The organism is Gluconobacter morbifer G707, assembly GCF_000234355.1.
Lineage (GTDB): Bacteria > Pseudomonadota > Alphaproteobacteria > Acetobacterales > Acetobacteraceae > Gluconobacter > Gluconobacter morbifer.
The window spans coordinates 1-26,179 of sequence record NZ_AGQV01000004.1 but is presented as its reverse complement, the minus strand read 5'-3'; the positions used below and the strand labels follow the sequence as shown (position 1 = coordinate 26,179).

The following is a 26,179-nucleotide window of genomic DNA, read 5'->3' as shown; positions in this document are numbered from 1 at the left end:
GCAAGACGATGACCGACACACGGAAAAACGAATTCCTTGAAGCCCTTCGTGCTGAAGGTGGGTCAGCCGGTAATGGCACCCTGCGCGAAAGACTGGGCTGGGACGAGAGTGACTATAGAGACGTCAAAGACGCACTGCTTGCTGACGGAACAATTGCGAGCGGACGTGGACGAGGTGGTTCGGTGCGTCTTGCCGGAGCCTCTGTTGTCGAAGCACCGAAAGCCGCGTCCCAAAATACGGCTGCGACGCCTCAAGCAAAGGCAAAGCCCGCGACAAAAGGGGCAAAAACAAAAACGCCTGCCATAAGCAGCTATCGTCACGATGAAGCTACACGGCGGAACATCCCAACTGCCGAGTTTGAATCCGTCATGGAGGCAGAGGACCGCAAGCCGAAGACGCTGCTCTATCCCCGTAATCCGGACCTTGACCCACAACTTGTCTGGCGGGGGAAGGATGAACAGGACCAAGCAGCCCTCAGTGTGTCCGCGCCGCCCCTGTATATTCAGGAGAAAGTCCATCCACAGGCACTGATCGAAGATCTCAAGCGCCAGAGCCGCGCACGGGTTGAAGATGACGCCCCCGATCTGTTTGGCGATTTTAACGGCCTGCCGGACAGTCAGGCAAAAACTGAGTTCTACCGTCACGATCAGCACTGGTCGAACCGTATGATCCTTGGTGACAGCCTACAGGTGATGGCCAGTCTCGCCGAGCGCGAAGGTCTACGCGGTAAGGTGCAGTGCATCTATTTCGATCCACCTTACGGGATCAAGTTTAACTCGAACTTTCAGTGGAGTACGGCCTCCCGAGAAGTAAAAGACGGAAAAATAGATCAAGTGACTCGTGAACCGGAACAGGTAAAGGCCTTCCGAGACACTTGGCGGGATGGGATTCACTCCTATCTGACTTATTTACGCGACCGATTGACTATCGCTCGGGATTTATTGAATGAGAGCGGAAGTATCTTTATCCAAATCGGAAGCGAGAATGTCCATCGTGTTCGGGCAGTGATGGACGAGGTGTTTGGTGAAGAAAACTTTATTGTTGATATAATTTTTCAAACTACGCCATATGCGACTAGTTCGTATCTTCCATCGGTTAATGATACAATTCTTTGGTACGCGAAGAGTGCTCAAAAACTAAAATATCGGAATATTTTCAAAGAAAAAGAGGAGATTGGGAGCCTTCATCTTTATCGATCTATATTGGCAGATGACGGAGAAGGAGTTTGTTCAATTGATAGCTCAAACGAACGTAACCCAAAGCGCTTCAGGTTGGTTTCACTAATATCTCCTGGCGCTGCGTCAACAGATGAAATATTTCAGTTTAGAGAAAAAAAATATCGAGCGGGCAATTCAAGTCATTGGAAAATAAAATTCTCTAATTTGGAGAGAGTGTCACGGGCTTCACGAATTCAAAAAACAAAATCTTCAATTCAGTTTCGAAGTTTTATCGGAGATTTTCCAATATCGGTTAGAACAAATATATGGACTGATACAATTACAGGGAGCTTTACTGACAATAAAATCTATGTTGTGCAGACTAATGCAAAAGTAATTGAGCGTTGCATTTTCATGGCAACCGATCCCGGCGACCTCGTGCTTGATCCTACGTGCGGTTCCGGGACAACAGCTTACGTTGCCGAACAATGGGGACGACGCTGGATCACCATCGACACCTCTCGCGTAGCGCTCGCGCTGGCCCGTTCGCGGCTGATGGGAGCACGCTATCCCTATTATCTCCTTGCTGACAGCCCGGAAGGGCAGCGCAAGGAGGCGGAAATCACACGGTCCGTTCCGAAATCACACCCGACACATGGCAATATCAAACATGGCTTTGTCTATGAGCGCGTACCGCATATCACGCTGAAATCCATAGCTAACAATGCTGAAATCGATGTGATCTGGGAAGATTTTCAAGCACGTCTGGAGCCTCTGCGGGTAGAACTTAACAAAACCCTTGGCCAGCATTGGGAGGAATGGGAAATCCCGCGTGAGGCGGCTGCAGACTGGCCAGAAGAGGCACGGAAAGCGCACGAAGCATGGTGGGAGCAGCGCATTGCTCGCCAGAAGGAGATCGACGCCTCCATCGCGGCCAAGGCAGACACCGAATATCTTTACGACAAGCCCTACGAAGACCGCTCGAAGGTGCGTGTAAGCGGACCGTTCACTGTTGAGTCCCTCTCGCCTCACCGGATGCTGGCGGTTGGCACGGACGATCAGTTCTTCGATCCCGGCAAGCCGACGGCGCCCTCGCGCGATCCATCCGTGCGTGATTTCGTCACCATGATCCTGACGACCCTGGGTGAAGCCGGCGTGCAGCAGGGCGACAAGCGCGAGCGGATCACTTTCACATCGCTCGATGTCTGGCCGGGCAAGATGCTGTGTGCTGAAGGCCGCTTCATGGAGAGCGAGACCGAGCGACGGGCGGGTATTTTGATTGGTCCGGAATTTGGAACGGTGACGAAACCTGACCTGACCGCAGCGGCCCGTGAGGCCGGAGATGCCGGGTTTGATGTGCTGATCTCCTGCGCGTTTGCGTACGAAGCCAATGCGTCTGAGTTCAACAGCCTTGGGCGGCTGAAGGTCTTGCGCGCGCGAATGAACTCGGACCTGCATATGCAGACGGACCTGAAATCAAGTGGCAATCTGTTCGTCGTGTTTGGTGAGCCGGATATTGGCATTGAACAAACGGAAAATGGAGAAATTCGTGTCCGCATCCATGGTGTGGACGTGTTTAAGCCATCGACGGGTGAAGTTGTGTCGGGTGGGCCCGAGGATATCGCCCTTTGGATGATTGATACGGATTATAACGAGGAAAGCTTCTTCGTGCGTCATGCTTACTTCCTCGGCGCAAACGATCCTTACAAGGCGTTGAAGACGACACTGAAAGCGGAGATTGACGAAGAAGCCTGGACTAGTCTGAACAGCGAGGTTTCTCGTCCGTTCCCGAAACCCGAGACCGGACGGATTGCTGTGAAAGTCATCAATCAGTTTGGCGATGAGGTGATGAAGGTGTTCGACATCTCATGACCGAGTTCCGCATTGCCGACACGTTCACCGCGAGCCTCACGCGGCTTTCGGGGCAAGAGCAGAAGGCCGCGAAGATCACGGCACTGGATCTACAACTGAACCCAACCGGCAAAGGGCTGAGCTTCCATCGCATCGACCACGCGAAAGACCCGCATTTCTGGTCTGTCCGCGTGAACAGGGATATCCGCCTGATCGTTCATCGTATGGCAGGCAGTTTGATGCTCGTCTGGGTGGATCATCACGATGATGCCTATCGCTGGGCCGAGCGGCGGCGTATTGAGGTTCATCCTGCGACCGGCGCGATGCAGATGGTGGAAATCCGCGAACGGGTTGAAGAATTGCCCGTCCCTGTTCTGCGAGAAAAGCGACTGTTCGCGGGACGCACCGAGACGGAACTGCTTTCCTTCGGAGTGCCAGCGGATTGGCTGGCAGATGTTCTGGCCGTCACCGACGAAGATGCGTTGCTCGATCTGCTCCCTCACTTACCTGGCGAGGCGGCAGAGGCATTGATGGCGTTGGCAGTAGGGGAAAAGCCAGTTCCGGCACGGATCGAAAAAGAGGTTCAGGGCTTCGCCCATCCCGATGCTCAGCGTCGTTTCCGCGTGCTGCATGGAGTGGAGGAACTGCGCCGCGCGTTGGATTATCCATGGGACAAATGGGCCATTTTCCTTCATCCCGCACAGCAGACGCTGGTGGATCGGTCTTTCTCTGGCGCCGCGCGGGTGATGGGTTCCGCCGGAACGGGAAAAACGATTGTCGCCTTGCATCGGGCTGTGCATCTGGCACAGGTTCATTCGAACGATCGGGTTCTACTCACAACTTTCTCTGCTCCGCTGGCACGTGCATTGGCCACACGATTGTCGCTGCTGGCTTCGGACGACATTTCGCTTGCCTCCCGGATTGACGTAGGTTGTCTGATGCAAACGGGATTGGGGCTTTACGCGAACCTGACGGGGAAAAAGCCGCTCATAGCATCCTCAGCCGATATTCAGGAGCGGCTGGCACAGATCGCGAATGATGCAGCGGACAGTCGGTTTTCGCTCTCCTTTCTGTTCGGAGAATGGAGTGACGTCGTAGATGCGCGCCAGATCCGTGAGTGGGAGACCTATCGCACAGCATCACGCCTGGGACGCAAGGCCCGCTTGGGTGAAAAGCAGCGCGCATCTCTCTGGACGTGCTTTGAAGCGTTACGGAAGTCACTTGCCCAGGACGGTCTGATGACCATGGCAGATGTGTTTCTGGCTCTGACCGACGCATTGCAGGAAGGACGACTGGCGCCTCCTTATGGTTTTGTCATCGTGGACGAGGCGCAGGACCTGGATATCGCCGAAGCGCGTTTCCTTTCTGCCCTTGCTGGTGGAAAGGAAAACGGTCTGTTCTTTGCAGGTGATCTTGGCCAGCGGATTTTCCAGCAGCCCTTTTCATGGAAGGCAATGGGGATTGATGTTCGCGGCCGGTCGTTCACCTTGAAGATCAACTATCGCACCTCGCATCAGATCCGGACGCACGCAGACCGGCTCCTCTCCCGATCCGTCTCGGATGCTGACGGTATTGCGGACGAACGGGCCGAGACGGTCTCTCTGTTCGATGGGCCAACGCCGATTGTTGGATTGTTTGATGATGCTAAGACAGAAGAGGCCGAGGCGGGATGCTGGATTGCCGAGCGCATGAAAGAAGGCTGCCTGCCGGAGGAGATCGCTCTTCTTGTTCGCTCCCGATCCGAGATCAACCGGGCAAAGGCTGCCGTTCGTGCAGCCAGCATAACGGCTACAGTATTGGACGACACGCTCGTCCTCACGCCTGGTTCCGTTTCCATATTGCCGATGCACCTGGCAAAAGGACTGGAATTCCGGGTTGTCGTAGTTATGGCGTGTGATGACGAGGTTATCCCGCTTCAATCGCGGATCGAGCAGGTTGCAGATGAAGGTGAACTCGAAGAAGTTTACGCTACTGAGCGCCACCTTCTTTATGTGGCCTGCACGCGAGCGAGAGATGCGCTTTGGGTGTCGGGGGTAAAACCGGGATCAGAATTCCTCGATGATTTTGAGAGTCTCAAATAATAAATTTTGCGTTTGAAGCGAAGGAGACCAATCAATGATTTCCGCTTGTTTGTCATAGGATCTAGAAGCAGACCTTCAGCTTTTCCCCCATATCTGCCTTCAGGTGTCTGGAATTTCCATAGTGAAAGCTGGGAAGTCGAGGGCTTCGATGACGGTCTGAAGGTTCCGGACATCGATGGAACTGGTGTAGTTCATGGTGCCCTGGCTGCGGTGGGAGGCTTCGTGTCCCAGAACCCGGTCGATCCAGAGTTCCCGGAAACTGGCGTCCTGATTGCGGAGCTTCGTCGAGACCGTGTGCCGGAAGCTGTGAAACGTGATCTCAGCCGGAAGGCCGAGCCTCGTTTTCAGTTTTGAAAACGCCTGCCCGAAGGAAGCACCACGGACTCCGCTTGTTGACGTGGCTAGATCGGGAAACAGGAAATGCTGGTCGGGCTTCAGAAACTCCAGGATGCCTGCCCTGATCAGTTGGGAGTGGATCGGAACCAGCCGGATTCCGGCCGCTGATTTTGGAGACCAGCCCTCTTCCGGATGGGGGCGGACCTGGAAGCAGGCCACGCCCTGCACGTTCTCGATGTCCTGACAGCGCAGGTTACAGATTTCTCCCAGGCGTAGGCCAGTATAAAGGGCAATATTGACCATGCCCGCATAAGTGCGCCGTGAAATACCGCGATGCTCCCAGTGCGCTCCCGCCAGAAGCGCCAGTTCCTCGTCAGTCCAGCAGCGGCGGTCCGTTTCCTTCGTTGTGTTGAACGACCATTTCATCCATGGATTTTTGGCCACGATCTCGCGTTGAACGAGAATGGACCAGAGCGCTGACAGTCGGGAAAAATGGTTCTTCGCCGTCTTGCCACTCAGCGTTTTGAGGCCCTGTTCCTTTGCGACCTTCACCGCGTCCCGGATCGGAAGACATTTCTTTGCCTTCCCTTGCGTGGCTGGCAAACCCAGCAGCAGGTCCTTGAAGTCGCCCGCCGTTGTTCCGGTGATCTGCGTGACCGGGAGATCCCCAAACGCTTCGACAAACAGGTCAACAGTCGTTCTCGTACCTTTCAGGGTGTCAGCGCTTTTACTGGTGTCGTTCAGGATGAAGCGCTGGACCATGGTGCTGATAGTCTGCGACGAGGCGATGCGCTGTTTTTTAGGCGGCGACACTGTCGGCGTTGGAAGACGCATCTCTGCATCATCGGCCTGAGGCGCAGGAAGACGTTCCTGTGGCAGAGTTCCCTTGATCTCGACCACCATCTTCCGCAGTCCTGTGATTTCTTCCCTCAGCATGGTCTCCCGTGTCCGGGAGACGGCCTGATTCAGGGCATCCTGCTGATGCAGTCCTTGCAGGAAGTCTTCTGTTTCCTTGAGATACCGACCGATCACATCAAGGAAGCGCTTCGTGGATCGGATAGAATCCACTTCCCTGAAGAGCATTTCGGTTGTCTCCACTTTATGGCGCATGGTCAGTGCTTCAATATGGTCGGTGTGGTGGTTTTGGAGGTCTTTTACGAACTGCTCGTAGAAGCTGACGAGGTCCATGGCGTTGAGCGTTTTTGCGGGAACCCCGGATGTCATGCGCCGTATCTCCTGAAAACACTGCCCGGTCCGGGCATAGAACAGAGCAGCCTTCTGCCGTGCTTCCAGCTTATTCGAGGTTTTCAGGGAGTGCGAGACCTCGCCTCGTCCCAGCAGGGGGCGCAGGTCCAACGGCACCGCGCGTCGGAAATAGTAGTTCGAGCCCACGAGTCGGAGCATGCCGTCAGTTTTCCCATTCTGGGAAAGACTATGGGATAAACGCCCATTTCTACGTCGGAGAGCGTTTTTCTACATCTTTTCAATGGGTTGCTGGTGCGAGCTGCGGGACTCGAACAAGAACTGTCCCGGAGTGACGTACCTAAGTCATTGAAAAATATAATTTTTAGAGCAATATTTTCGAGAGAATTGTAGAAGGGCTTTGTAAATTAGTCTACCTTTTATTAGGCAGCGGCAATCCTCTGAATTGTCCTTAATCCGACCCCATATTCTTTGGCCAAGGCAGACCCTGTTTCTCTCTCATAAGGTCACTTGATGACATTTTGCGCTTTGGGGGAAAGCTTCTTCTTTCTTCCCAGTATGACCCCACTAGCCGTGGCTTTCTTTCTGTCAGACTGGGGACGTTCGATAATCAGAGCGCGACTGAACTCTGCAAACGAGCCTATAAAGACTCAGGGTGGGACTTCTATATGCCGTTCCTGATGGCCATCAGGCCATTAAACTATTGATAATTATAGTATTTTTAGGATTTAGAAAAAGCCTAGAAAGCTGGAATGTTTAAGCATCCGAGCAAACTGAAGATATTTTTCGGAAACAATTGAAATCGAATAAAAAATTGATTATGCTCGTTTTATGGTGCCGCTAGGGCATTCAGTTTCGTGTTTACACTGTCAAGGTTTCCTGAGTGAACTTTCATAAAGATTTCCATAACTGGAACTCCGATTGTTAACCACCAGCGTGCTTTGCCAGCATACCGGCAATACATAATTGCCAACTGTATGATAACATACACGACTACGTCGAAGATAAACGCAACCGTCTGAACAGCGGGGGCGGGACTGTTAAGGGTTATGCGTTGGCCTGATGTCCTGCCTCCATTCGCAACGGTGGTTATGTCGTCTGATTTCAGGTTTGAACGCTCTGACCTAAAGCAATATCCTCATTTTGATGCACCGATTGCGTTAAAAGAAATTCATCATCTTGTGACTAATCCAGAAAGAGTCGCAAGTAATAGTTTCTATCCGTTTTTTATGTACTTTAAAGAGTGGCAGCCTTTCCGTCTAAAGGCTGCCGGACGTCCCGAAAAAAAACAGCGCCCAATTCGTTATGGTGCACGACGAGATGCGTATATATTTTCGTACTATCGACAGATTTTGTCAGATTTGTATGAAAAAAAGCTTATTGAATACGGAATTGAAGATTGCCCTGTCGCATACCGAAAAATTAAGAAGAAAAGTGGTGGCGGAAAATGCAATATAGATTTTGCAAAGGATGCTTTTGATGAAATAGACCGATTAAAGGACTGCTTAGTAATTTGTTTGGATATAAAAGGTTATTTTGAGAGCTTAGACCATAATCTTATAAAAAAGGTCTGGTGTGAGCTTCTAAATGTAAAGCAGCTTCCAAAAGACCATTATGCAGTTTTTAAAAACATTACAAAATATAGATATGTTGACCAGAGAGCTGTTTATAAACGCTTAGGTTTCTTTGGAATTGTTGACTCTAAAAAACCTTCTATTGAAGGTCATGTAAAAGATATACCCAAACAGTTATGCTCTCCGTCTGATTTTAGAAATAAAATTTGCGGGAAGGACAAATCATTCGGTCCATCTTTAATAGAAAAAAATGAATTCCATTATGGAATTCCTCAGGGAGCTCCTATATCAGATATTATAGCAAATTTTTATCTTATGAAATTTGATAAAACTTTAAATGAGTATGCTCAAAGAAAAGGTGGAAAATATATCAGATATTCTGATGATATTCTTCTAATTATACCAGGAGGGACCGAAAATCTACACGAAGCTGTCAATCTTGCGATAGAAGATATCAAGAAATACGGAGATGAAATCGAAATAAAAAAAGTAAAACATGTATAGTAAAATTTTTTCAAGCAGAAGGAAGATTATTATATACTCCTATAGATTTTGATGGAATTAAAAATACAAAGCAAGGTATTGAATACCTTGGATTTAGATATGATGGGAATAAAGTTTATATACGAGAGTCTACAGTATCCCGGTTCTTTAGAAAAATTTCCTCAGCATCGAAAATGCAAGCTAGAAAGCATGTGGAAAAAAATCTTGGAAAGAATCAGTCTCAATTAATCAATAGTTTCGATTACGCGTATTTCTATGGTAAATATGGAAAAGTCCATAAAGAAAAATATATTGAAGACGATTACCGTAGTTGGACCTTTTATTCATATGTGAAAAGGTCTTCTGAAATTTTTGGCGACAAGGGTTCAGGTATTCATGGGCAATTTTCAGGGTTTAAAAAATTTACTGAAAAAAAAGTAAAGCAAACTATTAAAAAAATTGTTCCTGAATGAACTTAATTTTTAGATTTAATTCGTTCTATTGTTCTTAGGCTTACTCCATATTCTCTAGCCAAAGAGGTTCCGGTTTCTTTTCCATAACGTATTTTTATGGATTCTTGAGCTTGAGAAGAGAGCTTAGGCTTCCGACCCATCCGCACACCATTTGCCATGGCTCTCTTCCTGCCTGACTGGGTACGGTCGATAATCAGAGCACGCTCGAACTCTGCAAAGGACGCCAGGAGGTTCATGGTAAGGCTTCCCATCATGTCATCCCTGATGGTCCCTACTCCCTCAATGGTAATGGCAATACCCTGACCTCTCAGGTTCTGGATGACTGTCAGGATATCGAGGGTCGACCTTCCAAGTCTGTCGAGCTTCATCACGACCAGCTCATCCCCGCCCTGAATCTTCTTCAGAAGCTTCCCGAACTGAGGTCTGTCATCTGACCTGATGACGCCTGAAATCTTTTCCTTGAAGATATTCGCTTTTGGAACGCCAAGAGCCACCAAGGCATCTTCCTGTTCCTTCAAATCCTGTCCTACTGTGGACACTCTGCAATAACCGTATTTCATATAATTCTCCTTATAATTTTGGCGGAGATTTATGGCGGTTATTTTCTGGCTGTTTTCTGCGGTTCTATAATACCGCCATATTTCTCAATCTATGACGGTATTATAGATAATAATTATGTATTTTTGCGATTTATAGAAAATTTCTACGAAAATGTTTTTCGTTATGTTTTTCGGATTGAAATCGAGCATAAATAAGTCATAGTAGGAAAAACTGTGTCACATAATTTTTCCAAATAAGAAAATTAGAAAATAACGAGGCTATTTTGTCAAAAACATTTACAACGCGTTTCTATGCTGTCGGAAAAAAGAGTCAATCAGGGTTGACCTTCAAGGCAGCGCTTTCATCTGTCTTCAGCAAGGGAAATCCGGGTAAAAGGCATTATCAGTTAGCGCAAGGATATATTTGTCGTCTTGAGAACCTAGATTTGTCCGAGCCAGGTTATATCTCAGGAGCTATGACACGTATTAAAGATACGGATTTTCCTGCGGAGATTACAGATACAGGGGCAGTCGAACTTAATGTCTCCGGCCCCATAGGGAATTGCATTGTTTTCCGTTTCCGGGAAAAAGACCACACTTTAGCTATTCAGTATGACCCTAGAGTATTATCACCAGGAAGATTTATCGCTTATATCGAAGGCCTTCAATCTAAAGAGCTTTTTCACCTTACCCCCAAATTAGATAAAGAGGCTTTAAAAAAATTTAGGGACAATCCGCTAAAAAAAATCAGAATACAATTGGCTTCTTCCACAGAATTGGGGGTAGTTGATAGTTCAATGCAAGCTGTTACTTCATCTTTTTCAACTCTTAAGAAAGAATACGAAGCGCCTATCATCACCTTCGAAATGGGTATGGGTCATAATAAGGGGGCCTTATCTGAAGGAGCTAAAAAAATGGCTGAAGGCTTTCTTACAATGATTGGAACTAATGATGATGCAGATATCCGGTCGTTAAAGGCCGTATCTCAAGGAGATGATGGGAGCGAGCCAATTGATTTAATTGACCAACTTCTATCAGATAAGCAAGATATAGTTCTCCGTTCCAATAATCCGAAAGACATTTATGAAGACTGTCTGTCTCATATAAAGAGGGTTTTAGACAATCATGTATAAATTATTTGGGCTAATCGTCGAAAAGTTTGGCCCAATAATTTTTTCTTTCGTTTGCTTTTTTTGTCTTATTTATTGGAATAAATATTTCTCAAACCATTTTTCCTCAACCGGAGGTTGGAAAGTAGACGCACTCTACAATTCCATTTTTGGTTGGTCATCTGTACAGGTCGGGTTTGTCTTTGGTGTGTATGGATTTGTCGTAGGGAAAAAAGATGGTTTTATTGAAGCTATTAAGAATACGAAAGCAATGAATCGATTTTCCTCATATTTGAGGAGTGCAAATATACTTGGATTCATTTTGGCAATATCTTCTTTGCCCTTGATGGTAATAAATCCAGATATTAGCAATGGACATTCCGTAGAATATAGATTGGTCTCTTTGTGGTTTTGTCTTTTTTTGTGGTCTTTTCTAACTTTTTTGAGAATATCTGTTACGTTTGGCATATTGGTTAGTACCAAGGACCATGATGAATTTTATGGTGCCTAATGTTCAAAAATATAAATCGCTCGTCTCAAAAACACCTGATTTGGGAATAGGGTGATTTTGCATGGCTGTGAGTCTGGTTCTGCAATTCTGGGACAGGGATTGCGGGACGGATTTCAGGAGTTCATCGCCCGCCAGGCTGTCATCTTGGAGACGTGAAGGAGTTTCGCGACTTCTCTGGCAGACAGACCCTGAGATTTGAGACGACGCGCCTGAGCGATGTCCTCTTCTGTGAGCGTCGGCTTTCTCCCGAGGCGAATGCCCTTCGCCTTGGCTGTCTCCAGACCTGACAGCACGCGCTCGCGGATGATGTTGCGTTCAAACTCCGCAAATCCTGCCAGAAGCAGCAGGAACAGCTTGCCGCCAGCCCCTGCGGTATCAATCCCCAGATTGAGAATCCGGACAGAAATCTCTCGTTTTTTCAGCATGTCGATGAGGGTCAGGACATCGAGGGCGTTACGCCCCAGACGGTCGAGCTTTACCACCGTCAGCGTGTCCCCGGCCTGAAGCCGTCTGACCAGTTTCTTCAGGGCTGGACGCGATTTCCACGCGGTCGCCCCTGACACTGTTTCCGTCACAATCTGCGTTTCCGGCACGCCCTCTCGCAGAAGGTCCGTGACCTGATTGTCCGTCTGCTGTCGTGACGTACTTACGCGTGCATAGCCATATTTTCCCATAATCCCTGTCCTGTTGTTCCGGGACACCTTTGTGGGACCCTTTCAGGCCCTTCCGGTCTCCTCCCTGAATCATAACAAAATCAGGTGTTTACGGGATATGTTGCAGAGCAATTCAGCACGCACAGGGGGCTGGATGCCGCTCTCTCGATAACGGGGGAGGTCATGTTTTTCCCCTGTTTTTCGGAAGGTTTGGGGCACGGCATGGATATCGAACTCTGCGGAAAACCCTTCTGGCTTCACGGAATCCGGGGAACAGTTCACAGCGTCCGTCAGTGGTCGGAAGATATCACGTACCGGCCTCCCGCGAGCAGCATGAAGGTCGGAGATACACTGTTTGTGGATATTCCTGCCGAGAAAACTTTCTCTACCCGTCACTACCAGAAGTTCTGTGTTGTCGCGTCTGACGGTCGCCAGTTTCAGGTGGATGTGCCGTGTCAGGTGAGAGAGGGTCAGCAGGTCTGTCTGGTCTGGGGCAATGTTCAGGGCAAGAAAATCGGACGCATCCTCTATATCCGCAACCTGTCTCTCGGTCAGTCTTCCCTTATCCACAATACCCTGCCGTGGTCGGTTCTGTTTGCCTCCGTTGGCAGAATGACGGTCCGCGCCCTGATGGTTCTGCTTGTCCTTGCCCTGATTCTGAAGGTGGCAGACATCGTCCAGAATCTGGCTGGTCATTACACCCGTCAGGGCACCAATCCGCTTTGGCTCGTGACGACCTGGGTCATGGTCGCTGTCATCCTGTTTGGCGCTCTGTTCGTGGTCATCGGGTTTCTGCGCGTTCTGTGGCGTCTGTTTCAGAACAAGCGACAAGCCATCAAGACCCTTAGCGGCACCATCAACGGCAATCCCCGCTTTCTTGAGGGCCTGTGAGAATGGGGCTCGTCTGGTGCTTCCCGGCTCTGCCTTTCCATCAAAAAGGAAAACCATCTTGAAGATGATGAAAACAGCGACTCTGGCTGTAATACTGGGCTGTCTGAGTGCCTGCTCCTCAGCGGGCAATGCCTCCCTGAAGAGTGTGACGGCAGCGGATGTCGACCGCTCCATTCGTGATGGTGTCACAACCTCGTCCCAGCTCCGGCAGCTCTATGGTGAGCCGTCCGAAATCGCCAACGAGAACGGCAATGAGGTCTGGACCTACGAATACAGTTCCGACCAGGCAGATGGGCTTTCCGTTGCCCAGCAGGCGGTTGGCCTCGGTTTTCTGGGAACGAGAACGACCTCCAACACGCATGTTCTCAAGGTCACGCTCCACCGGGATATCGTTCTCCATCACAGCTTCATCACCAGCCATGTTGGTGGCGGTAGCGGACTGAGGCAGTAATCATGAGCAGGTCTTTCCTTCCGGCTTTCGCTTTCGTGCTGGCTGCCAGTACTGTTCCGCTCTCCGGTCATGCCCAGAGTCTCACCCAGTGTCTGCTGGCGCATAATCAGGGACTCATCACACCGGCCTGTGCCCATCTTCTGGGATTGTCCGTGCAACCTTCCCAGCCGCAGACGCCTCCCGACAATGGCGGAGTGCATCTCAGGCAGACCGTGACCTATCAGCCCCTCGATAACGTGTTCGGGCAGGACAGCATTCTTGGCCTTAAGCTCGGCATGACACAGGCCGACGCCACCAGCGCCCTGACGTCCTACTGTGGCAAAGCTCCTCAGGTGACGAACACCTATCTGTCCACGACCTATAAAGGGGTCGGGGTCAACACGCAGTATTTCCCCAGTACCCTGACCTGTCAGAAGGGACAGGACAGCCTGACTGTGCGCCTGTCCATTCCTGTCATGGGGGCGGTGGTTACGAAGATTGAACGCTCTGCGTCCTTCCCGATGGAAGCCTCCCCGCATTACGCAGACCTACAGGCGGATATCGCGTCCAAATACGGTCTGCACCTTCAGCCCATGACCCGCTATGGCACACCATCCGGTACGGCTTATGCCGGACCGGATGGAAAGGTCGTGACGACCCAGACCGGGACGAGTGCGGAAGCGAATGAGCCACTGACCTACAGCACGCCCCATGAGATGGCCTATCTCTCTGTCTCGGTCAGTCCGGTCGGTGAAAACCTCTCCAATGTCTCCAGCCTGCGTCTGACACTCGAAGACCTGCGGGCTGAAGAGGTCATGTATGCCGAACTGTTCAAACAGATGAATGGGTCGGTCGATGCCAAGCTCTCCGGCAGTACGGTCAAGGCAGCTCTTTAAAGCGAGAGGGTCTGAACGGGAGAACGCTTCTTCCGGGGCTGGTCAGGGGGTTGAGTGTCCCTGACTGGCTGGATGAGCCTCTCGTTCTCCTTTAGTGCTGCCAGACGTCTCAGGGCTTCCTGCGGGTTGGTTCTCGCCAGGAGCAGCAGTTCCACGTCCTTTGTGGCTTCCAGATGAGCCGCAAGTTTCTCCATCCCGGCTTTCGCTGTCAGGTAACGGCGAACCTCGGGGGTCTTCTGCCATGCCCTGTGCTGACGCTCCCGACCTGACGCGACACGTTCCGCCATCCAGTTCACGGCATAAGCAAAATTGTCATCGTCCAGCAGGTCGAGTTTGTCGACCTCGTGACGGTCATAGCCATAGCGATGCAGCAGGGCCTCGAAGGTGTCTCTGGCTTTCTGGATGTCAGCTCCGTTCCAGAGATTCCAGACACTTGCTTTTTCTTTGGCCTGTTTCCACGCCTGACGGGCGGGGTCCAGTCTCTGTTCCTGCGTTTTGCGGAGAATAGAAGCGTCCCGGCTTTTCGGGTCGGGGTATGGCTCGGACGGCAGGTTCTGCCACTGGCTTTGAAAACTGGTGAGGATTTCGGTCAACAGGGCTGCAAATCGCTTCTGGTCGTGCAGCAGCTCCCGGAGCTGGTCATCTCTTTCCGCTTCCTGGGCATTGAAGTCGATGACCGACTGGATTTCCGCGTGTGACATGCCCTCCGTAATCGTCGAGCGGGAAGAGTGCAGAAGGGGAGCAATCGGTCCCAGCCAGTGAGGCTTTTGAGACGGAGGGGGCGGAGAAGGGGAGGGGAGTGCAGACCCGGAAGAGGAGCCAGATTTTTTCTTTTCTTCCGAAGTCTCATTGGCCTCCTTGGCTCTGTCGTTATGGGGGTCAACGGGGGTTTCCCCCTTGCCAGTTGGCTGCTGCGATGTATCGCAGAGGCTAGGGCTGGCTACTCCCTTTTTCTTCATGGCCTCCGGGTCTGTTCTGAAGTTCTGAAGCTCGTCTTTTCTCAGGCCCAGCAGACGGGAGAGCGAGCCCACAAAGACCCCGTTTCCGTCTTTCAGAATCAGGACATCCGGTTTCTTCTGTCCCGCTTCCAGAGACCAGCCACGCTCTGTGAGGGTCTGTTTAAATGCTTGCCAGCTCTCACAACGGGAAAACATCTCCCGGACCTCGTATTTGATGTCGAACGGACTTGCTCCGTGACGCTGCGATTGTCTCGATTGCGGGTCTGACAGGCAGGAGTTCGGGAGCGGTCCTTCGCAGAGAACTTTCAGACGGTCCCGGTATTCCTCGGGAACAGCGTGATACACGGAGACGTTGTGACGTCCCTTCGTCAGTTCAAGACCGTGTTTCAGCTCGAACAGACGGGCGACTTTCTCCTGTCTCTCATAACGATGCGAGACATCCAGCACTTTCCCGGTCTCGGCATTCGTGGTGCGGACCAAAAACTGACAATGGCGATTGTCTGCTTTGCCATCGTGACGGGTTTTGGAGTGAATGACGGCAAGGCAGACATCCGAGGCCTGAAACCCGAACTCTTTGGCAAGCATGGTGATGCAGTCCGCAAATTGTTCGTCGGTCAGCTTCTCTTTTGAAGAGACCTGGAAGTGCTGGACGGCGTTCACACGATGAAAGGCTGCTGCATCAGCGACACAGTCATCGACATCCTGGCGTCTGCCTTTCCAGAGCAGGATATGCTCGTTCTCGTCTGTCTTCTCCACCAGATGGTGGAAAATGGCTCCTGACCCGGAGGAGGTTTTGATGGGGTTGCTCTTCAGTATCATCGCACCCGCCTCAAGGTTCTGTTGATACGGGCTTTCAGGGTGTCGATGTCCGCAGGCAGGGCAGCGATATCGACCTGCTCGCCTGTATTCAGTCGTCTGGCTATCTGGTTCAGGTTGTTGCCAATGGCAGACAGTTCACGACGCAATGCCAGAAGCTCTTCAGCAATCGAGGAGCCTCCTGCCAGCTCGTTCAGCAGAACCTTGCGACACCAGACAGACAGTCTGTGTGCTCCTGCTGTGGTTTTCAGTCTTTCCCGTTCTTCCGGTTTCACCCGGATATGCAATGTCTCCGTTTTCATAATGCCCCTCGCGCGCGTGAATCATTATAGCTTTGTGAGATGCAGGGGAGAGTGTCTGGGTTATGGTACTCGGTAGTGGTTTTGGAGTGGGTAGAAGTATTCGTATATACAGATTCGTCAAAAATAATTTATTTTCGAAATGACCAAATAAAACACTTGACAATAAGTGCTGTATGGGCTATACGTTCTTTTGCCCCACAAGCCGGGGTGAAAGCACAAGGAATATGTCCAACCTATATAATATAATGAAGCAGTTCGAACTTGCGGAAATGAACGCAGTCGAGAGAGTTAAATCCCTTGGAACATCAAGCCATATAGGCAATGCTCCCCTGTCAGTGGCAGAGGTCGAGCGTATTGTTTCCATCATCAGGACAGACCTGAAGGGACAAGAGTTCACAACAGCAAAACGTGCGAATGCGTATGCTGAAACTCTTAGAAAATCTGCATATTTGAGAGATGTGAAGCCTGACCATATGCTGAACTTCTTTCTGGATTCACGCATTCCAGCGAGTGAAGTCAGTGCTTTGGGATGGGAGCACGAAGATATCAGGGCGGAGCGAAAAGGCTTCGGAAACGCGCTCTTTGTTGCGTTGGGATTACTGGTTTTCCGGGACTGGGAACGATATCACGGGCATAGCTGGGATTGTGAAACCCAGTATGTGCAGTGGTTTATCCGGTTTGCTCCGGATGAGTTCAATGCAGGGGCATCAATTGCCCTGCATGCCCATTTCGACCTCGGTTTTTCTCTTCTGGCAGAAATGAAGGGGAAAAAACCTCTGCCCTGGTCCTATGAAGGACTGGGAGGTCAGCCATGAGTAATCTTGCTACCACAATCACCGAACTATGCCGCGAAATGAAAGCTCTGGAAGCGGAAGCCTCTCGCTTTAAAGAAGCACGTCTCCTTTTTGAGATGTGTGGTAAAAAAGATAAGGCTCAGGCTTTGGGTAAAAGAGAGCGAAAGATTAGAAAACTCATTCGTGCTTTCGAGTGCGTGACGAGCCATCTCGATGAAAAACGGGAACTCGAGGAATGGGAATGTCAGCGAGATTATGAGCTGATGTGCTCATTTGGCCCCCGCCTTCATTGATAATGTTTTCTGGTAAATGAGAGGCCTCACGGAATGTGAGCCTCTCTCCATAAAAACAGTAATTCTGCGCCGTTAGGCTCTTTTTTTGCGTGGAAAATATTTATGTCTGATGGAGCGTGCACGCCAATTGGCTTGCGTTTTCCCATTGACGCGTTGCCACAGGGCTTTCCCACTTTCCGAGGAGAGTTTTGCAAAAATGACGCCCATCGTCGCAAAAAATATGACCGATACGAGCGTAATTGTTGCCGATAGATAAAAGGATAAAGACTGATGCAGGAGAGGTGTCAGGTCGCTTGACAGGGGTAGAGAATATACATCGAATATTTTCCCTATCTGATAGAGCAGATAACTGATTCCGAGTGCCTCCCCGGTGCATAACGATGCCCAGAGACACAAGGCGTAGGTTGGCAAATCCTGCAATTCAGGAGCAGGGCGTTTCCTGAAACGGAGAAACGTGGCGACAGGAGGTATGGCTTTGAACCGCGACCATACAGACTTGCGTTCGACCCCGCCCTTGCCCGTTTCTGTCCATCTTGCACCGTGTTTCCAGTCAGATTTCAATGTCCTATGCCTCTGTAGGTGGGGGCTGACTCCTCGAACATAGCCGTTCGTAAGGTAGGCCAATATGTGGAACACCTTCTTGGTATACATTTAAATAAGTTGGAACAAAGTCAGAATGAACCCCTGTTTTCCCTGTTGAAACCTTCTGTCTGACCATGGAGGTCTGGCTAACAGGGGATGCATTGAAATCCTTCACCTCCCTGAAATGCATCGTATGCACCAGAGCTGTCAGAACCCTTGGCATCCCCGGACGGACATAATGGAAATCGGGATGACGAGCTGATATCCGGTTTAGTCTCTCATCGGAAAACCCACGCATCAGAAGCAGCGCTGTTCCGCCAAAAGCTTTCCGCTTTATCAGTCTGTGAGCTGTGGCAATCCGTGCATCTGACAGGGTTCCGTAGCGCTTGCCTGCATAGACGCTCGTGTAACGGGCTCGGATGTCGCGTGTCAGGCCAATGAAGGTCAGGCTGGTCTCAGGCTTGCCGTAGTCCTTGGTGAGATAAAGGGAGACGGACAGCACATCGCGGATGTCCTTGATGGCTTCGTCCTGCCGCTCAATCTCGTTCGGGAAGGCCTGAAGTATTTGCTCCTCAAGCCATGCTCTCTGTGTCGGGTCTATATAGAGCTGGATATGATAGTGGGGTGTTTCGTCGTCCTGAAGTTCGAGCGCTGTCATGCCCAGAAGCAGGATGTCTTTCTCTCTGGCTTTGCGTCTGACAGTTTTCCAGCGTCTGGAGATTTCTGCCTTGGCTTCTTCATAGGAACAGGCGTGATACTCTCCGGGTAACGTGAGAGTCAGGAACAGGCCCTGATAGCCGAGAAATCCCGTGGCGAAGTCATGCAGGCTGTCAGCTATCGCCAGCGTGACCGCATAGTGTTTCCTGAGCTGCCACTGACGCAGGGTATGCGCTGACAGGCCGGTGTCCGGGTTCTGTCGGTCAGGAACCACGATGAACGACTTGCTGGCAGCCAGCTTCTCGTTATCGAAGGCCTGCTGCACCCTGTCGCGCTCAGGGGAGAGTTCCAGAACCCTGCGGAGATTACGGCGTAACCTGTTGGTTTTTCGTGTGAGAACCTGTCCTGTGATTCGCTGGGTCTGCTTCAGTTCACTGTAGGGCAGAGAGAGAAGGTCAAAGCCGGAAACAAGGTCATCAGGCAGAGCTTCAACCCAGTCCACGACCTTCATGGCAACTTGTTCGGTTTCTTCGAAACAGGCGAGGAACTCGCAGTTTTCTGCGACCTTGCGGGTAATTTCGTTCTTATAAATCCCATGCAGGGGTAACAGCCTGCGCCAGATATCCGGTCTGGTGGTTCTTAGCTGGGTTTCTATTTCTTCATACTGCACATCATCCTGCATCTTCCCCCGTGTAATCGTGGAGAGAGGCAGAATGGTCTATAATGGTTCTGTCGTAGAAACATGTCGTACTTCCTTCTCCTGACTGGTCTCCGGGATGTTTTCCAGTCCTGAGAGGGAAGTATAGCAGACAGTTATGCAGTTTTGTTTCGAAGTGGGATTATTGCTTTCCCATCAGTCTCTTTAGGTCCCAGAACTCAGGATATGACATGGAATCTGCAACACGTTTGAGGTTCGTGATATCCACGTCATCGAAATAGACGATGTTACCAACGGACTTGTTCAATCCTTCATGTCCGAGAAAATCATCAATCCATGACTCTCGAAGTCCACCGTCGCCATGTTCGTGAATATTGCGGAGCTTGGTTGAGACGTTGTGGCGGAAAGAATGAAAAACCTTCTCCCGGCCAATGCCCAGCCGTGATTTGAAAGAGGAGAAGTTCCTCTGGAAAATCCCGGACCTTTTCATGTCCATGCCTGTGAAACCCAGTTCCTTGAACAGATAACGACGTCGCTGGTTTTTAGCGCGTTTCGCCATCTCCACGATGCCGGTGTCGAGAAGGGGCTGACACAGAGGAACGATGCGAGCCCCGGCTTCAGTCTTGGGGTCCCATGCTTCCCAAGGAGCGTCTTTATGAGCACGGTGGACCTGCACCACAATGCACCAGACATCCTGAATCTGGACGATATCCTGTGGACGCAGACGGCAGATTTCTTCCTCACGCATTCCCGTATAGGACGCTATTCCGACAATCAGACCGAAGGTCGCCTGACTGATGGTTTGGAACGGCCATGGATTTTCGATGAGCGTCATCAGGTCATCGTTTGACCAGCGGATACGCTGTGTTTTTGCCGTGGTGTCGAACTTCCAGCCCCCGATAAACGGGTTACGGTCAATCTGGCCGATGGGTTCGTAATGACGCCAGAGGGCGGACAGTCGTGTGAAATGGTTTTTGCTGGCCTTTCCGGAAATGCGTTCCAGATTTTTCCGATTGGCCTCCGCTGTCAGTTCGGCAACTGTCCGCGTGTCCTTGCGGTTCTTGCCGTAATGGACAGGAAGCTGCTCCATCATGTCCTTGAACTTGCCCGCGTCTTCTCCCGTGTAGTCGCGGATGGGTCTGTCGCCACAGATTTCGACAAATCTTCTGTAGGTGTTGCGGTGCTCGGCAATGACAGACGGTTTTGCTTTCTTGGCCTTGAGACTCAGGAAGGTCTCGGCAGCATCCGAGAACAGAGGGGAGGGTTTGGGAGCTGGCGGCTGAACAAGCTGTGTCAATGCGGCAACCTGCTCTGACAGCTTTGTCAGGGCTTCTTCGCCGGAGCTTCTTTTGTCCTTGCCCAGCTTGTGAATGATGTCGGTCAGGGCATTGATTTCGGGACCAATCTTCTCAAGCACGCTGGAAACCCGCTGATGGTCTTCCATTCGTGCCAGAAGGTGCTCGGCATTCATGGTTTTATAGCGAGCCTTGAGAGCCTGAATCTCACTGTCGTAGGTCTGGACAATGGACTGAAACAGGTCCTGCTGGACAAGATGCAGGTCAGATGTGGCCAGCGCCTCCTGAAAGGTCTCAACCGCTTTGTTGAGCGAGGATGTTTCTTCCGATGAAGACATGGCCAGACTGATGCACTCGAAAAGCTGAGAGGTCAGTCCATACATGGCACAGGCACGGGTTCTGGCAAGATTTCTGTCGAGGGTCTCCAGGGAGTGCCAGATTTCCCGTTTTCCCAATGCGGTCCGAAAGCGAACGGGAATCCCGCGTCTGAAATGGAAACCAGATTGCAGACGAATCAGCACAACAGGGCTCGTTTTGTAGAAGCCCTTTGTAGAAGAACGGGGGCTCCGGGTTGCTGAAAACCCTAAAAGCCGTTTATTTTCAATAACTTAGATGTGGTGCGAGCTGCGGGACTCGAACCCGCACGTCCTTGCGGACTCGAGATTTTAAGTCTCGTGCGTCTACCATTCCGCCAAGCTCGCACGCTCTTACGCAGAGCGTAAGAGAACCGCACCATTTTCGCTTAACCAGCGTTCTGCTGCAAGACGGCCTGTATGCCCATTCGGACAGAAACTGTCTACCAGCGACCAGAAGTCTTTCCCGTGATTGAAATGCCGGAGGTGGGCCAGTTCGTGAATAATCACATAATCTCGTATGGACAGAGGCGCCATGACCAGTCGCCAGCTGAGCATGATACGTCCCTGTCGTGTGCAGCTTCCCCACCGTGAGCGCGTATCGCGCAGGTCCAGGCGGCTCGGTTTCAGGCCTGTTTTTGTGCTATACATCGCAACAGTCGCTGACAGGCATTCTTTTGCATAAACCCGGAGAAAGTCCCGGACGCGCCGCTCGGTATGGGCGGCATCTCCGCTAACATGAACGCCGTCCTCGTCAAGCCAGACGCCCCTTCGCGCTTCGGGAGCATGCAGGATCGGGCGCCGATGCCCTTCGATCAGGACCATGTTCCCTGCTGTGAGAGGCGCCTTTTCCGGCAGGGACGCCAGTGCATTTTCGATCCAGTCCATGTGTTCATGCACGAAAGCGACGGCCTGCGTTTTTGAAACGCGATCTGGAACCGTGACAACGACATTTCCCGTACCCGGATCAATGCGCAGCGTCATGCGTCTGGCCCGTTTCGACTGCTTCCAGACAAGCGGTACTGTCGGAGACAGCATAGGTCGGCTCAGAACGTCGGTTTCAGAGCAATGCAGGGTGGTGCGTGCTCCGGCCACTCCCCGGGCCAGTCCACAAGATGATCTTCCAGCATCCCTGCACGACGTTCACTGACGCAACGATCCTGCACCGATGCGCCGGATGTATGCACGCCTTCTGAGCCAACCTTTTTTAGATGATGCCATTCCGGAAGATCATAACCGTCCCGTAACAGACGATAGGCACAGCTGGGGGGCAGCCAGTCAATGGTTTCCAGAAGTTTGGGGGTCAGAGTCACACAATCCGGCACTTTGCGGTGTCGCTGCATATAATCCGTGCAGCGACAGCTATGTGTGTCCAGCAACCGGCAGGCAACTTCGGTATGAACAATTTCGTCCGTATCCTCATCGCGCAGTTTGTTCAGGCAGCAGCGCCCGCATCCGTCACAAAGGGATTCCCATTGCTCGGGCGTCATCTGGTCAAGCGGGGTTGTTTTCCAGAACGGCAGATCAGTCACAGGCAGTCCAGTATCACGCAGCCAAGGCACAGCAGGATGGCCAGTCCTAGCGAAAGCAGAACAGAGGGTAACAGAACGGGAAGCCAGATCAGCTGAAATCTTGTTTTCAAATCGGCGCCCAGGCCGATCGCCGCCCGGGCCGTCCCCGCCGGTAGACCGAGGAGAGTAGCACCAATCGGGAAAAGAACGGTCGGCGAAATCAGCAGTCCCTGCCAGAACGTGATGTGAGGCTCATGCAGCAGAGGGAGGACAAACGCTAGTCCAGGTCCGGGCAGAAAGAACAGCAGTCCCAGATAGCGCAGTATCCGTCCGGGCAGGATCTGCATCAGGACAGCGCTGATCGCACAACCTGTCAGCAGTCCAGTCAGAATGAATGGCAGGTGGGTCTGAAGAGAATACGCCATCATGGCGCTTGGCCACCAAACCAGTCCTGGAACTGCCGTTCGAGCTCGCTGCCATGCGTGATCCAGAATTGATCGCTGACGGAGAGCGTGGTGATATGGGCGTCAGCAACCATGTCGGGCATATCGTCCAGACGGGGAGACAGCATCTTGAGGCGTTCCTGGGTCTGGCGTGCACTGTCGGCCGAAAGATTGCCCGGAATGGCCCAGAACACGGGCATGCGCAGGATCTGCTGCGTGCCCGCGACGAAAATGGAAGACGCCGCACCGGCCTGCACGCGGGAACTGACGCTGGAAATTTCGGGGATGGGGGCGCTGGTCATGAGAGCACCGCTCTGCTCCATGATGTGCCCGGCATCATCGGGCGTACGCCACCATACAATATAAGGCCGCAGCTGTTCCAGTCTCCGGAAAGCGCGCTCCACGCCTGCCTGGGTGGAAAGCGTGGAGTAGATGTCCTGTGGCGCGACACCGTCACCCAAGAGGGCGATCTCCAGTGTAGTCCGCGCTCCAAAGCGGAGCCCGCGGCGTCCGGGATGGCGCGCCACGTCCCAGAAATCGCGCCAGTCTGGCGCTGTCGTGAGACGCGAGCGATCCCAGGCCAGAGCGATGTCCAGAACACCCGCCGGGATTCCGCAGTTCCCACTGCCTTCAATGGGGTGCAGCCATCCCGCCGTACAAGCCACGTCCAGTTGCTCACCATCCAGCATGATGGCAGTCCAGATGGGCGTGCTGGCGTGAACGCCTTTCTCAAGGGTCGCGATCTGCCCGTCCCATTCCGTCAGACGTGTATCCCCGTGCATGTTGATGACGGCATGAGCCGCAACGCTGCCTTCCGGTACGGTCCATCCGGGCACCGGGGGGGGCACGGGTGGTGGTGCGGCATGCCGATGGACGGCCCGGTGAGAGGTCCGGCTTCGATGATGGGGATGGGCCGTCGCCCGGGACGGGGAGAAAATGGACCCGATACTGGACCCGACATGGTGGAAAAACCCACTTACGCCGCCCTGATGATGAGGCGTATTCACAGCGCCCCAAGCCGCGCCTGTCAGGGAAGAAACCGGCAGGAAGGCCATCGCTGCACAGAAAGCGGCGGACCAGAAAACGCGCCTCACCCGAAAAGACATGGACGGGGTCTGTCGCTGTGAATGATCGGGCCGGGTCAGAATGGAAACCTCGAAGGGAAAGTTCGGTCAGGCTGTGGCCTGGCTGGGACGGGGCGCACTTTAATACAGGTCAGCCCGAAGCGGAAATGCCGTTGCATGAGAAGGAGGCCATGCCAGCTCTACCGGTGTCCCGTTTCTGGGAATTTTCTGAGCCTGCAGTGGCGGGCGCCACAACTCGATCTCCGTTCCGTTCGGACAGCGCACCTTCAGGCGGACATGATCTCCCAGGTGGGCGCTGTTCGCCAGGGTGCCTCGCACGGGCACGTCTCCGTCATCCACGGATAAACCCTGGGCGCCAAAAAAAGGTGAGATCCGGTCAGGCCTGACACAGACCAGACAGGCTTCGCCGTCCTGCACGCCTTCTGCCATGGCTTCCACGATTCCGCCGCAGGCAAGGTGAACCCGGGCCACATCGTCCGCGATGTCCAGAACCTGTCCGGTCAGGGCATTCGCTTCTCCAAACAGGGTCGCGACCTCAATAGAGGCAGGTCGATCATAAAGCCGGGCGGCGTCGGCACACTGTAAAAGAACCTGGTCCTGAAAGACGGCGATCTGGCCACCGGACTGCAGGGCATCGTCGCGACGGGAGACGGCATGGACGATACTGAGTTCAAGCGCTCGGGTCAGGGTTGTAAGCAGGGAGGTCGTGCGCCTGGCCGCGGGCGCATCAAGCCCGGAGAGCGGATCGTCCAGCAGAAGAACGGTTGGCCCTCCGACCAGCGCGCGTGCAAGCTGAGCCCTGAGCGTTTCCTCTGCCGTCAGATCCCGGGGCGATTTACCGGCGGCTCCGTCCAGCCCCAGTAGCGAAAGCATCCGGCCTGCCGTTGCCGTGGCTTCCGTAGCGCTTCGTCCGCTGGCGCGCAGGGGAAAGGCAATGTTCTGTCGCACATCCAGATGCGAAAAAAGAGGATCGCGCGGACTGACGACTGCAATGCCGCGCTGTCCGGGAGGAAGCGTTGAAACGTTCTTTCCATTAACGGAAATCCGTCCATCCAGCCGGGGAGCAAAACCTGCAATGACGTCAAGGATATGGGACAGTGCGGCAGAATTGTCCCCGAAAAGGGTCAGCCGCTGTCCCGCAGGCAGTAAAAGGCCGAAAGGAGATTGACGGCTCTGGGTCTGAAGGCGCTCGATCCTGAGAACGGGTATGCTCTGTCCCGAACTTCCACGTCCCTGTCTGAGGCGGGAAACGTCTTGCAGGGCAACCATGCAACCTCCGGGATGAATATCCGTTATAAGAAGAAACGGGGAGTCCCAGTTCAGGGGCTTCCTTTTATTGAATGGTCAAAGGGTTTGAACATGAGCCGTCATACCGTCAAGAATAACGTGGAAGCTATGACCGAAAGCACCCAGGAACAGCTGGATACCCTGCGTACCCAGGTGCAGCAGCTGCTGGAAAACTATGTGAATCCGAGACTGCTTGATGCGGCAGAGCGTACGGATCATGCCGTTGCAAACGCCCGTAAAATCAAGGATCATGAAATCGAAAACGTATCGACGCGTGTGCGGGCCCAGCCTATCGCAGCCGTTCTGATTTCGGCTGTTGTCGGCTTTCTTGCTGGTCGTTTCTCCAAGTAACGGTCCCGGGCCTTACAGGCGGGTGAGGGACATGGACCTGCCCCGCACCCGTCCTGACAAAAAGGCGAGTGAACCTTAATGAAGCCCATTGATCTAGGACAGGAAGTCCTTTCTGCGCAGGGTACTGTCCTCGCGCGCTCTGCAACGCGTATTGGTCGTAGGGTTGCCTACGGCGTCGTCGCTGCGGTTTTCCTTCTCTTTACGGCCCTGTCCTTTCACGGGTTTCTGTGGGCTTTCTTCATCGACGTCACCCACCTCAGCTATGTGAAATCCGCACTCTGCGTTGTGGGAATCGACTTTTTCTTCGTCATTGTCTTCGGACTGCTGGCCGCACGATCCATCGCGGATCCCGTCGAGATTGAAGCCCGGATCCGTCGTGACCGTCTTTTCATCGAATTCAAGCAGAGTCTGGCCGTTACCGCCCTTCTGGGGCTGGTCGCCGGTCCCGCCGGACGGTTCACCGGCAGAAAAGTCACAGCCATCCTCAAAAGTTTTTTCACGCCCCGCAAATAATACATTTTGTGGCTGATATTGATCAAAGCCCTCTGGCCTCGAATGGCGTAAGGGCGTAAGGACATCGCCAGAGCCACAGTCACGCCCCCGTGT

Annotated in this window: 25 protein-coding genes and 1 tRNA gene; 12 read left to right on the top strand and 14 right to left on the bottom strand. The window is 52.3% G+C overall.

Translation table 11 applies throughout. The features are described 5' to 3' along the window. Positions 1–8: 8 nt before the first annotated feature. Positions 9–3,029: a site-specific DNA-methyltransferase gene (locus GMO_RS07070; protein WP_008851642.1), complete on the top strand. Its 3,021-nt coding sequence runs from the start codon at positions 9–11 to the stop codon at positions 3,027–3,029. Continuing rightward, entirely contained in the window at positions 3,026–5,089 is a 2,064-nt protein-coding gene (locus GMO_RS07065) for a 3'-5' exonuclease (protein ID WP_008851641.1), read from the top strand. Before GMO_RS07070 ends, GMO_RS07065 begins: the two co-directional genes overlap by 4 nt. Before the next feature lie 99 nt (positions 5,090–5,188). Here GMO_RS07065 and GMO_RS07060 read toward each other — a convergent pair whose 3' ends face one another. Beyond that, complete coding sequence (locus GMO_RS07060) at positions 5,189–6,829, bottom strand: DUF6538 domain-containing protein (protein WP_040508578.1); 1,641 nt, start codon at positions 6,827–6,829, stop codon at positions 5,189–5,191. An 848-nt stretch (positions 6,830–7,677) separates the two neighbouring features. Between GMO_RS07060 and GMO_RS13875 the strand changes: the two genes are divergently transcribed. Continuing rightward, the gene (locus GMO_RS13875; protein WP_008851639.1) at positions 7,678–8,706 is read left to right on the top strand and encodes a reverse transcriptase domain-containing protein; all 1,029 of its coding nucleotides are present in this window, start codon (positions 7,678–7,680) and stop codon (positions 8,704–8,706) included. A 191-nt stretch (positions 8,707–8,897) separates the two neighbouring features. Beyond that, positions 8,898–9,158, top strand: coding sequence for a hypothetical protein (locus GMO_RS14175; protein ID WP_008851638.1), 261 nt, complete (start codon positions 8,898–8,900; stop codon positions 9,156–9,158). A gap of 2 nt (positions 9,159–9,160) precedes the next feature. On the opposite strand, the gene GMO_RS07055 is transcribed toward GMO_RS14175, so the two are convergent. Continuing rightward, positions 9,161–9,718: a recombinase family protein gene (locus GMO_RS07055; protein WP_050801432.1), complete on the bottom strand. Its 558-nt coding sequence runs from the start codon at positions 9,716–9,718 to the stop codon at positions 9,161–9,163. Positions 9,719–9,981: 263 nt separating this feature from the next. Between GMO_RS07055 and GMO_RS07050 the strand changes: the two genes are divergently transcribed. Beyond that, positions 9,982–10,830, top strand: a complete 849-nt coding sequence (locus tag GMO_RS07050) for a DUF6731 family protein (protein WP_139064408.1) — start codon at positions 9,982–9,984, stop codon at positions 10,828–10,830. 600 nt (positions 10,831–11,430) lie between these two features. Here GMO_RS07050 and GMO_RS07045 read toward each other — a convergent pair. Further along, positions 11,431–11,991, bottom strand: coding sequence for a recombinase family protein (locus GMO_RS07045; protein ID WP_008851636.1), 561 nt, complete (start codon positions 11,989–11,991; stop codon positions 11,431–11,433). 201 nt (positions 11,992–12,192) lie between these two features. Here GMO_RS07045 and GMO_RS07040 point away from each other — a divergent pair, with 201 nt between their 5' ends. The 3 genes from GMO_RS07040 (at position 12,193) to GMO_RS07030 (ending at position 14,187) form a co-directional block, all read left to right on the top strand. After that, a complete protein-coding gene (locus GMO_RS07040) occupies positions 12,193–12,861 on the top strand; it encodes a hypothetical protein (protein ID WP_245528455.1) in 669 nt (222 codons plus the stop codon). Positions 12,862–12,925: 64 nt separating this feature from the next. Next, positions 12,926–13,312 (top strand): hypothetical protein, encoded by a 387-nt coding sequence (locus GMO_RS07035; RefSeq protein ID WP_008851633.1) that lies wholly within the window; start codon positions 12,926–12,928, stop codon positions 13,310–13,312. Between the two features lie 2 nt (positions 13,313–13,314). Continuing rightward, positions 13,315–14,187: a hypothetical protein gene (locus GMO_RS07030; protein ID WP_008851632.1), complete on the top strand. Its 873-nt coding sequence runs from the start codon at positions 13,315–13,317 to the stop codon at positions 14,185–14,187. Here GMO_RS07030 and GMO_RS07025 read toward each other — a convergent pair. After that, a complete protein-coding gene (locus GMO_RS07025; RefSeq protein WP_008851631.1) occupies positions 14,184–15,965 on the bottom strand; it encodes a relaxase/mobilization nuclease domain-containing protein in 1,782 nt (593 codons plus the stop codon). The two genes, GMO_RS07030 and GMO_RS07025, sit on opposite strands and share 4 nt — an antisense overlap. After that, on the bottom strand, positions 15,962–16,264 hold the full coding sequence (locus GMO_RS07020) for a MobC family plasmid mobilization relaxosome protein (protein ID WP_008851630.1): 303 nt from the start codon (positions 16,262–16,264) through the stop codon (positions 15,962–15,964). The genes GMO_RS07025 and GMO_RS07020 overlap by 4 nt, the downstream gene beginning before the upstream one ends. A gap of 245 nt (positions 16,265–16,509) precedes the next feature. On the opposite strand from GMO_RS07020, the gene GMO_RS07015 reads away from it, so the two are divergent. Together GMO_RS07015 and GMO_RS07010 are read left to right on the top strand one after the other, a co-directional pair. Further along, positions 16,510–17,079 carry a hypothetical protein gene (locus GMO_RS07015; RefSeq protein WP_008851629.1) on the top strand — a complete coding sequence of 190 codons (570 nt, stop codon included), beginning with the start codon at positions 16,510–16,512 and terminating at the stop codon, positions 17,077–17,079. After that, a complete protein-coding gene (locus GMO_RS07010) occupies positions 17,076–17,351 on the top strand; it encodes a hypothetical protein (protein WP_040508572.1) in 276 nt (91 codons plus the stop codon). Before GMO_RS07015 ends, GMO_RS07010 begins: the two co-directional genes overlap by 4 nt. Positions 17,352–17,423: 72 nt before the next feature. On the opposite strand, the gene GMO_RS14170 is transcribed toward GMO_RS07010, so the two are convergent. The 9 genes from GMO_RS14170 to GMO_RS06970 form a co-directional block, all read right to left on the bottom strand. Continuing rightward, the gene (locus tag GMO_RS14170) at positions 17,424–17,912 is read right to left on the bottom strand and encodes a hypothetical protein (protein WP_139064407.1); all 489 of its coding nucleotides are present in this window, start codon (positions 17,910–17,912) and stop codon (positions 17,424–17,426) included. Positions 17,913–17,916: 4 nt separating this feature from the next. Next, entirely contained in the window at positions 17,917–19,272 is a 1,356-nt protein-coding gene (locus GMO_RS07005) for a rolling circle replication-associated protein (RefSeq protein ID WP_008851628.1), read from the bottom strand. 157 nt (positions 19,273–19,429) lie between these two features. Continuing rightward, a complete protein-coding gene (locus GMO_RS07000) occupies positions 19,430–21,064 on the bottom strand; it encodes a tyrosine-type recombinase/integrase (protein WP_008851627.1) in 1,635 nt (544 codons plus the stop codon). Positions 21,065–21,158: 94 nt separating this feature from the next. After that, positions 21,159–21,244 (bottom strand) — tRNA-Leu (locus tag GMO_RS06995). Positions 21,245–21,250: 6 nt separating this feature from the next. Then, the gene (locus tag GMO_RS06990; RefSeq protein ID WP_008851626.1) at positions 21,251–21,934 is read right to left on the bottom strand and encodes a M48 family metallopeptidase; all 684 of its coding nucleotides are present in this window, start codon (positions 21,932–21,934) and stop codon (positions 21,251–21,253) included. Between the two features lie 8 nt (positions 21,935–21,942). Further along, positions 21,943–22,428: a YcgN family cysteine cluster protein gene (locus GMO_RS06985; protein ID WP_008851625.1), complete on the bottom strand. Its 486-nt coding sequence runs from the start codon at positions 22,426–22,428 to the stop codon at positions 21,943–21,945. Next, positions 22,425–22,835, bottom strand: a complete 411-nt coding sequence (locus tag GMO_RS06980; protein ID WP_008851624.1) for a hypothetical protein — start codon at positions 22,833–22,835, stop codon at positions 22,425–22,427. The genes GMO_RS06985 and GMO_RS06980 overlap by 4 nt, the downstream gene beginning before the upstream one ends. After that, complete coding sequence (locus GMO_RS06975) at positions 22,832–23,956, bottom strand: extracellular solute-binding protein (RefSeq protein ID WP_083813629.1); 1,125 nt, start codon at positions 23,954–23,956, stop codon at positions 22,832–22,834. Before GMO_RS06975 ends, GMO_RS06980 begins: the two co-directional genes overlap by 4 nt. Before the next feature lie 99 nt (positions 23,957–24,055). After that, the gene (locus tag GMO_RS06970; protein ID WP_008851621.1) at positions 24,056–25,204 is read right to left on the bottom strand and encodes an ABC transporter ATP-binding protein; all 1,149 of its coding nucleotides are present in this window, start codon (positions 25,202–25,204) and stop codon (positions 24,056–24,058) included. Between GMO_RS06970 and GMO_RS06965 the strand changes: the two genes are divergently transcribed. Both GMO_RS06965 and GMO_RS06960 read left to right on the top strand, forming a co-directional pair. Continuing rightward, entirely contained in the window at positions 25,190–25,573 is a 384-nt protein-coding gene (locus GMO_RS06965) for a hypothetical protein (RefSeq protein WP_245528453.1), read from the top strand. The two genes, GMO_RS06970 and GMO_RS06965, sit on opposite strands and share 15 nt — an antisense overlap. 78 nt (positions 25,574–25,651) lie before the next feature. Next, entirely contained in the window at positions 25,652–26,086 is a 435-nt protein-coding gene (locus GMO_RS06960) for a hypothetical protein (RefSeq protein WP_008851619.1), read from the top strand. Positions 26,087–26,179: the final 93 nt, after the last annotated feature.

Excerpts from the sequence above, each read along its gene's own strand:
- GMO_RS07070 (WP_008851642.1), top strand. The coding sequence starts at position 9 with ATGACCGACACACGGAAAAACGAATTCCTTGAAGCCCTTCGTGCTGAA.
- GMO_RS07065 (WP_008851641.1), top strand. The coding sequence starts at position 3,026 with ATGACCGAGTTCCGCATTGCCGACACGTTCACCGCGAGCCTCACGCGG.
- GMO_RS07060 (WP_040508578.1), bottom strand. The coding sequence starts at position 6,829 with ATGCTCCGACTCGTGGGCTCGAACTACTATTTCCGACGCGCGGTGCCG.
- GMO_RS13875 (WP_008851639.1), top strand. The coding sequence starts at position 7,678 with ATGCGTTGGCCTGATGTCCTGCCTCCATTCGCAACGGTGGTTATGTCG.
- GMO_RS07055 (WP_050801432.1), bottom strand. The coding sequence starts at position 9,718 with ATGAAATACGGTTATTGCAGAGTGTCCACAGTAGGACAGGATTTGAAG.
- GMO_RS07045 (WP_008851636.1), bottom strand. The coding sequence starts at position 11,991 with ATGGGAAAATATGGCTATGCACGCGTAAGTACGTCACGACAGCAGACG.
- GMO_RS07040 (WP_245528455.1), top strand. The coding sequence starts at position 12,193 with ATGGATATCGAACTCTGCGGAAAACCCTTCTGGCTTCACGGAATCCGG.
- GMO_RS07035 (WP_008851633.1), top strand. The coding sequence starts at position 12,926 with ATGATGAAAACAGCGACTCTGGCTGTAATACTGGGCTGTCTGAGTGCC.
- GMO_RS07030 (WP_008851632.1), top strand. The coding sequence starts at position 13,315 with ATGAGCAGGTCTTTCCTTCCGGCTTTCGCTTTCGTGCTGGCTGCCAGT.
- GMO_RS07025 (WP_008851631.1), bottom strand. The coding sequence starts at position 15,965 with ATGATACTGAAGAGCAACCCCATCAAAACCTCCTCCGGGTCAGGAGCC.
- GMO_RS07020 (WP_008851630.1), bottom strand. The coding sequence starts at position 16,264 with ATGAAAACGGAGACATTGCATATCCGGGTGAAACCGGAAGAACGGGAA.
- GMO_RS07015 (WP_008851629.1), top strand. The coding sequence starts at position 16,510 with ATGAAGCAGTTCGAACTTGCGGAAATGAACGCAGTCGAGAGAGTTAAA.
- GMO_RS07010 (WP_040508572.1), top strand. The coding sequence starts at position 17,076 with ATGAGTAATCTTGCTACCACAATCACCGAACTATGCCGCGAAATGAAA.
- GMO_RS07005 (WP_008851628.1), bottom strand. The coding sequence starts at position 19,272 with ATGCAGGATGATGTGCAGTATGAAGAAATAGAAACCCAGCTAAGAACC.
- GMO_RS06990 (WP_008851626.1), bottom strand. The coding sequence starts at position 21,934 with ATGCTGTCTCCGACAGTACCGCTTGTCTGGAAGCAGTCGAAACGGGCC.
- GMO_RS06980 (WP_008851624.1), bottom strand. The coding sequence starts at position 22,835 with ATGATGGCGTATTCTCTTCAGACCCACCTGCCATTCATTCTGACTGGA.
- GMO_RS06975 (WP_083813629.1), bottom strand. The coding sequence starts at position 23,956 with ATGTCTTTTCGGGTGAGGCGCGTTTTCTGGTCCGCCGCTTTCTGTGCA.
- GMO_RS06970 (WP_008851621.1), bottom strand. The coding sequence starts at position 25,204 with ATGGTTGCCCTGCAAGACGTTTCCCGCCTCAGACAGGGACGTGGAAGT.
- GMO_RS06960 (WP_008851619.1), top strand. The coding sequence starts at position 25,652 with ATGAAGCCCATTGATCTAGGACAGGAAGTCCTTTCTGCGCAGGGTACT.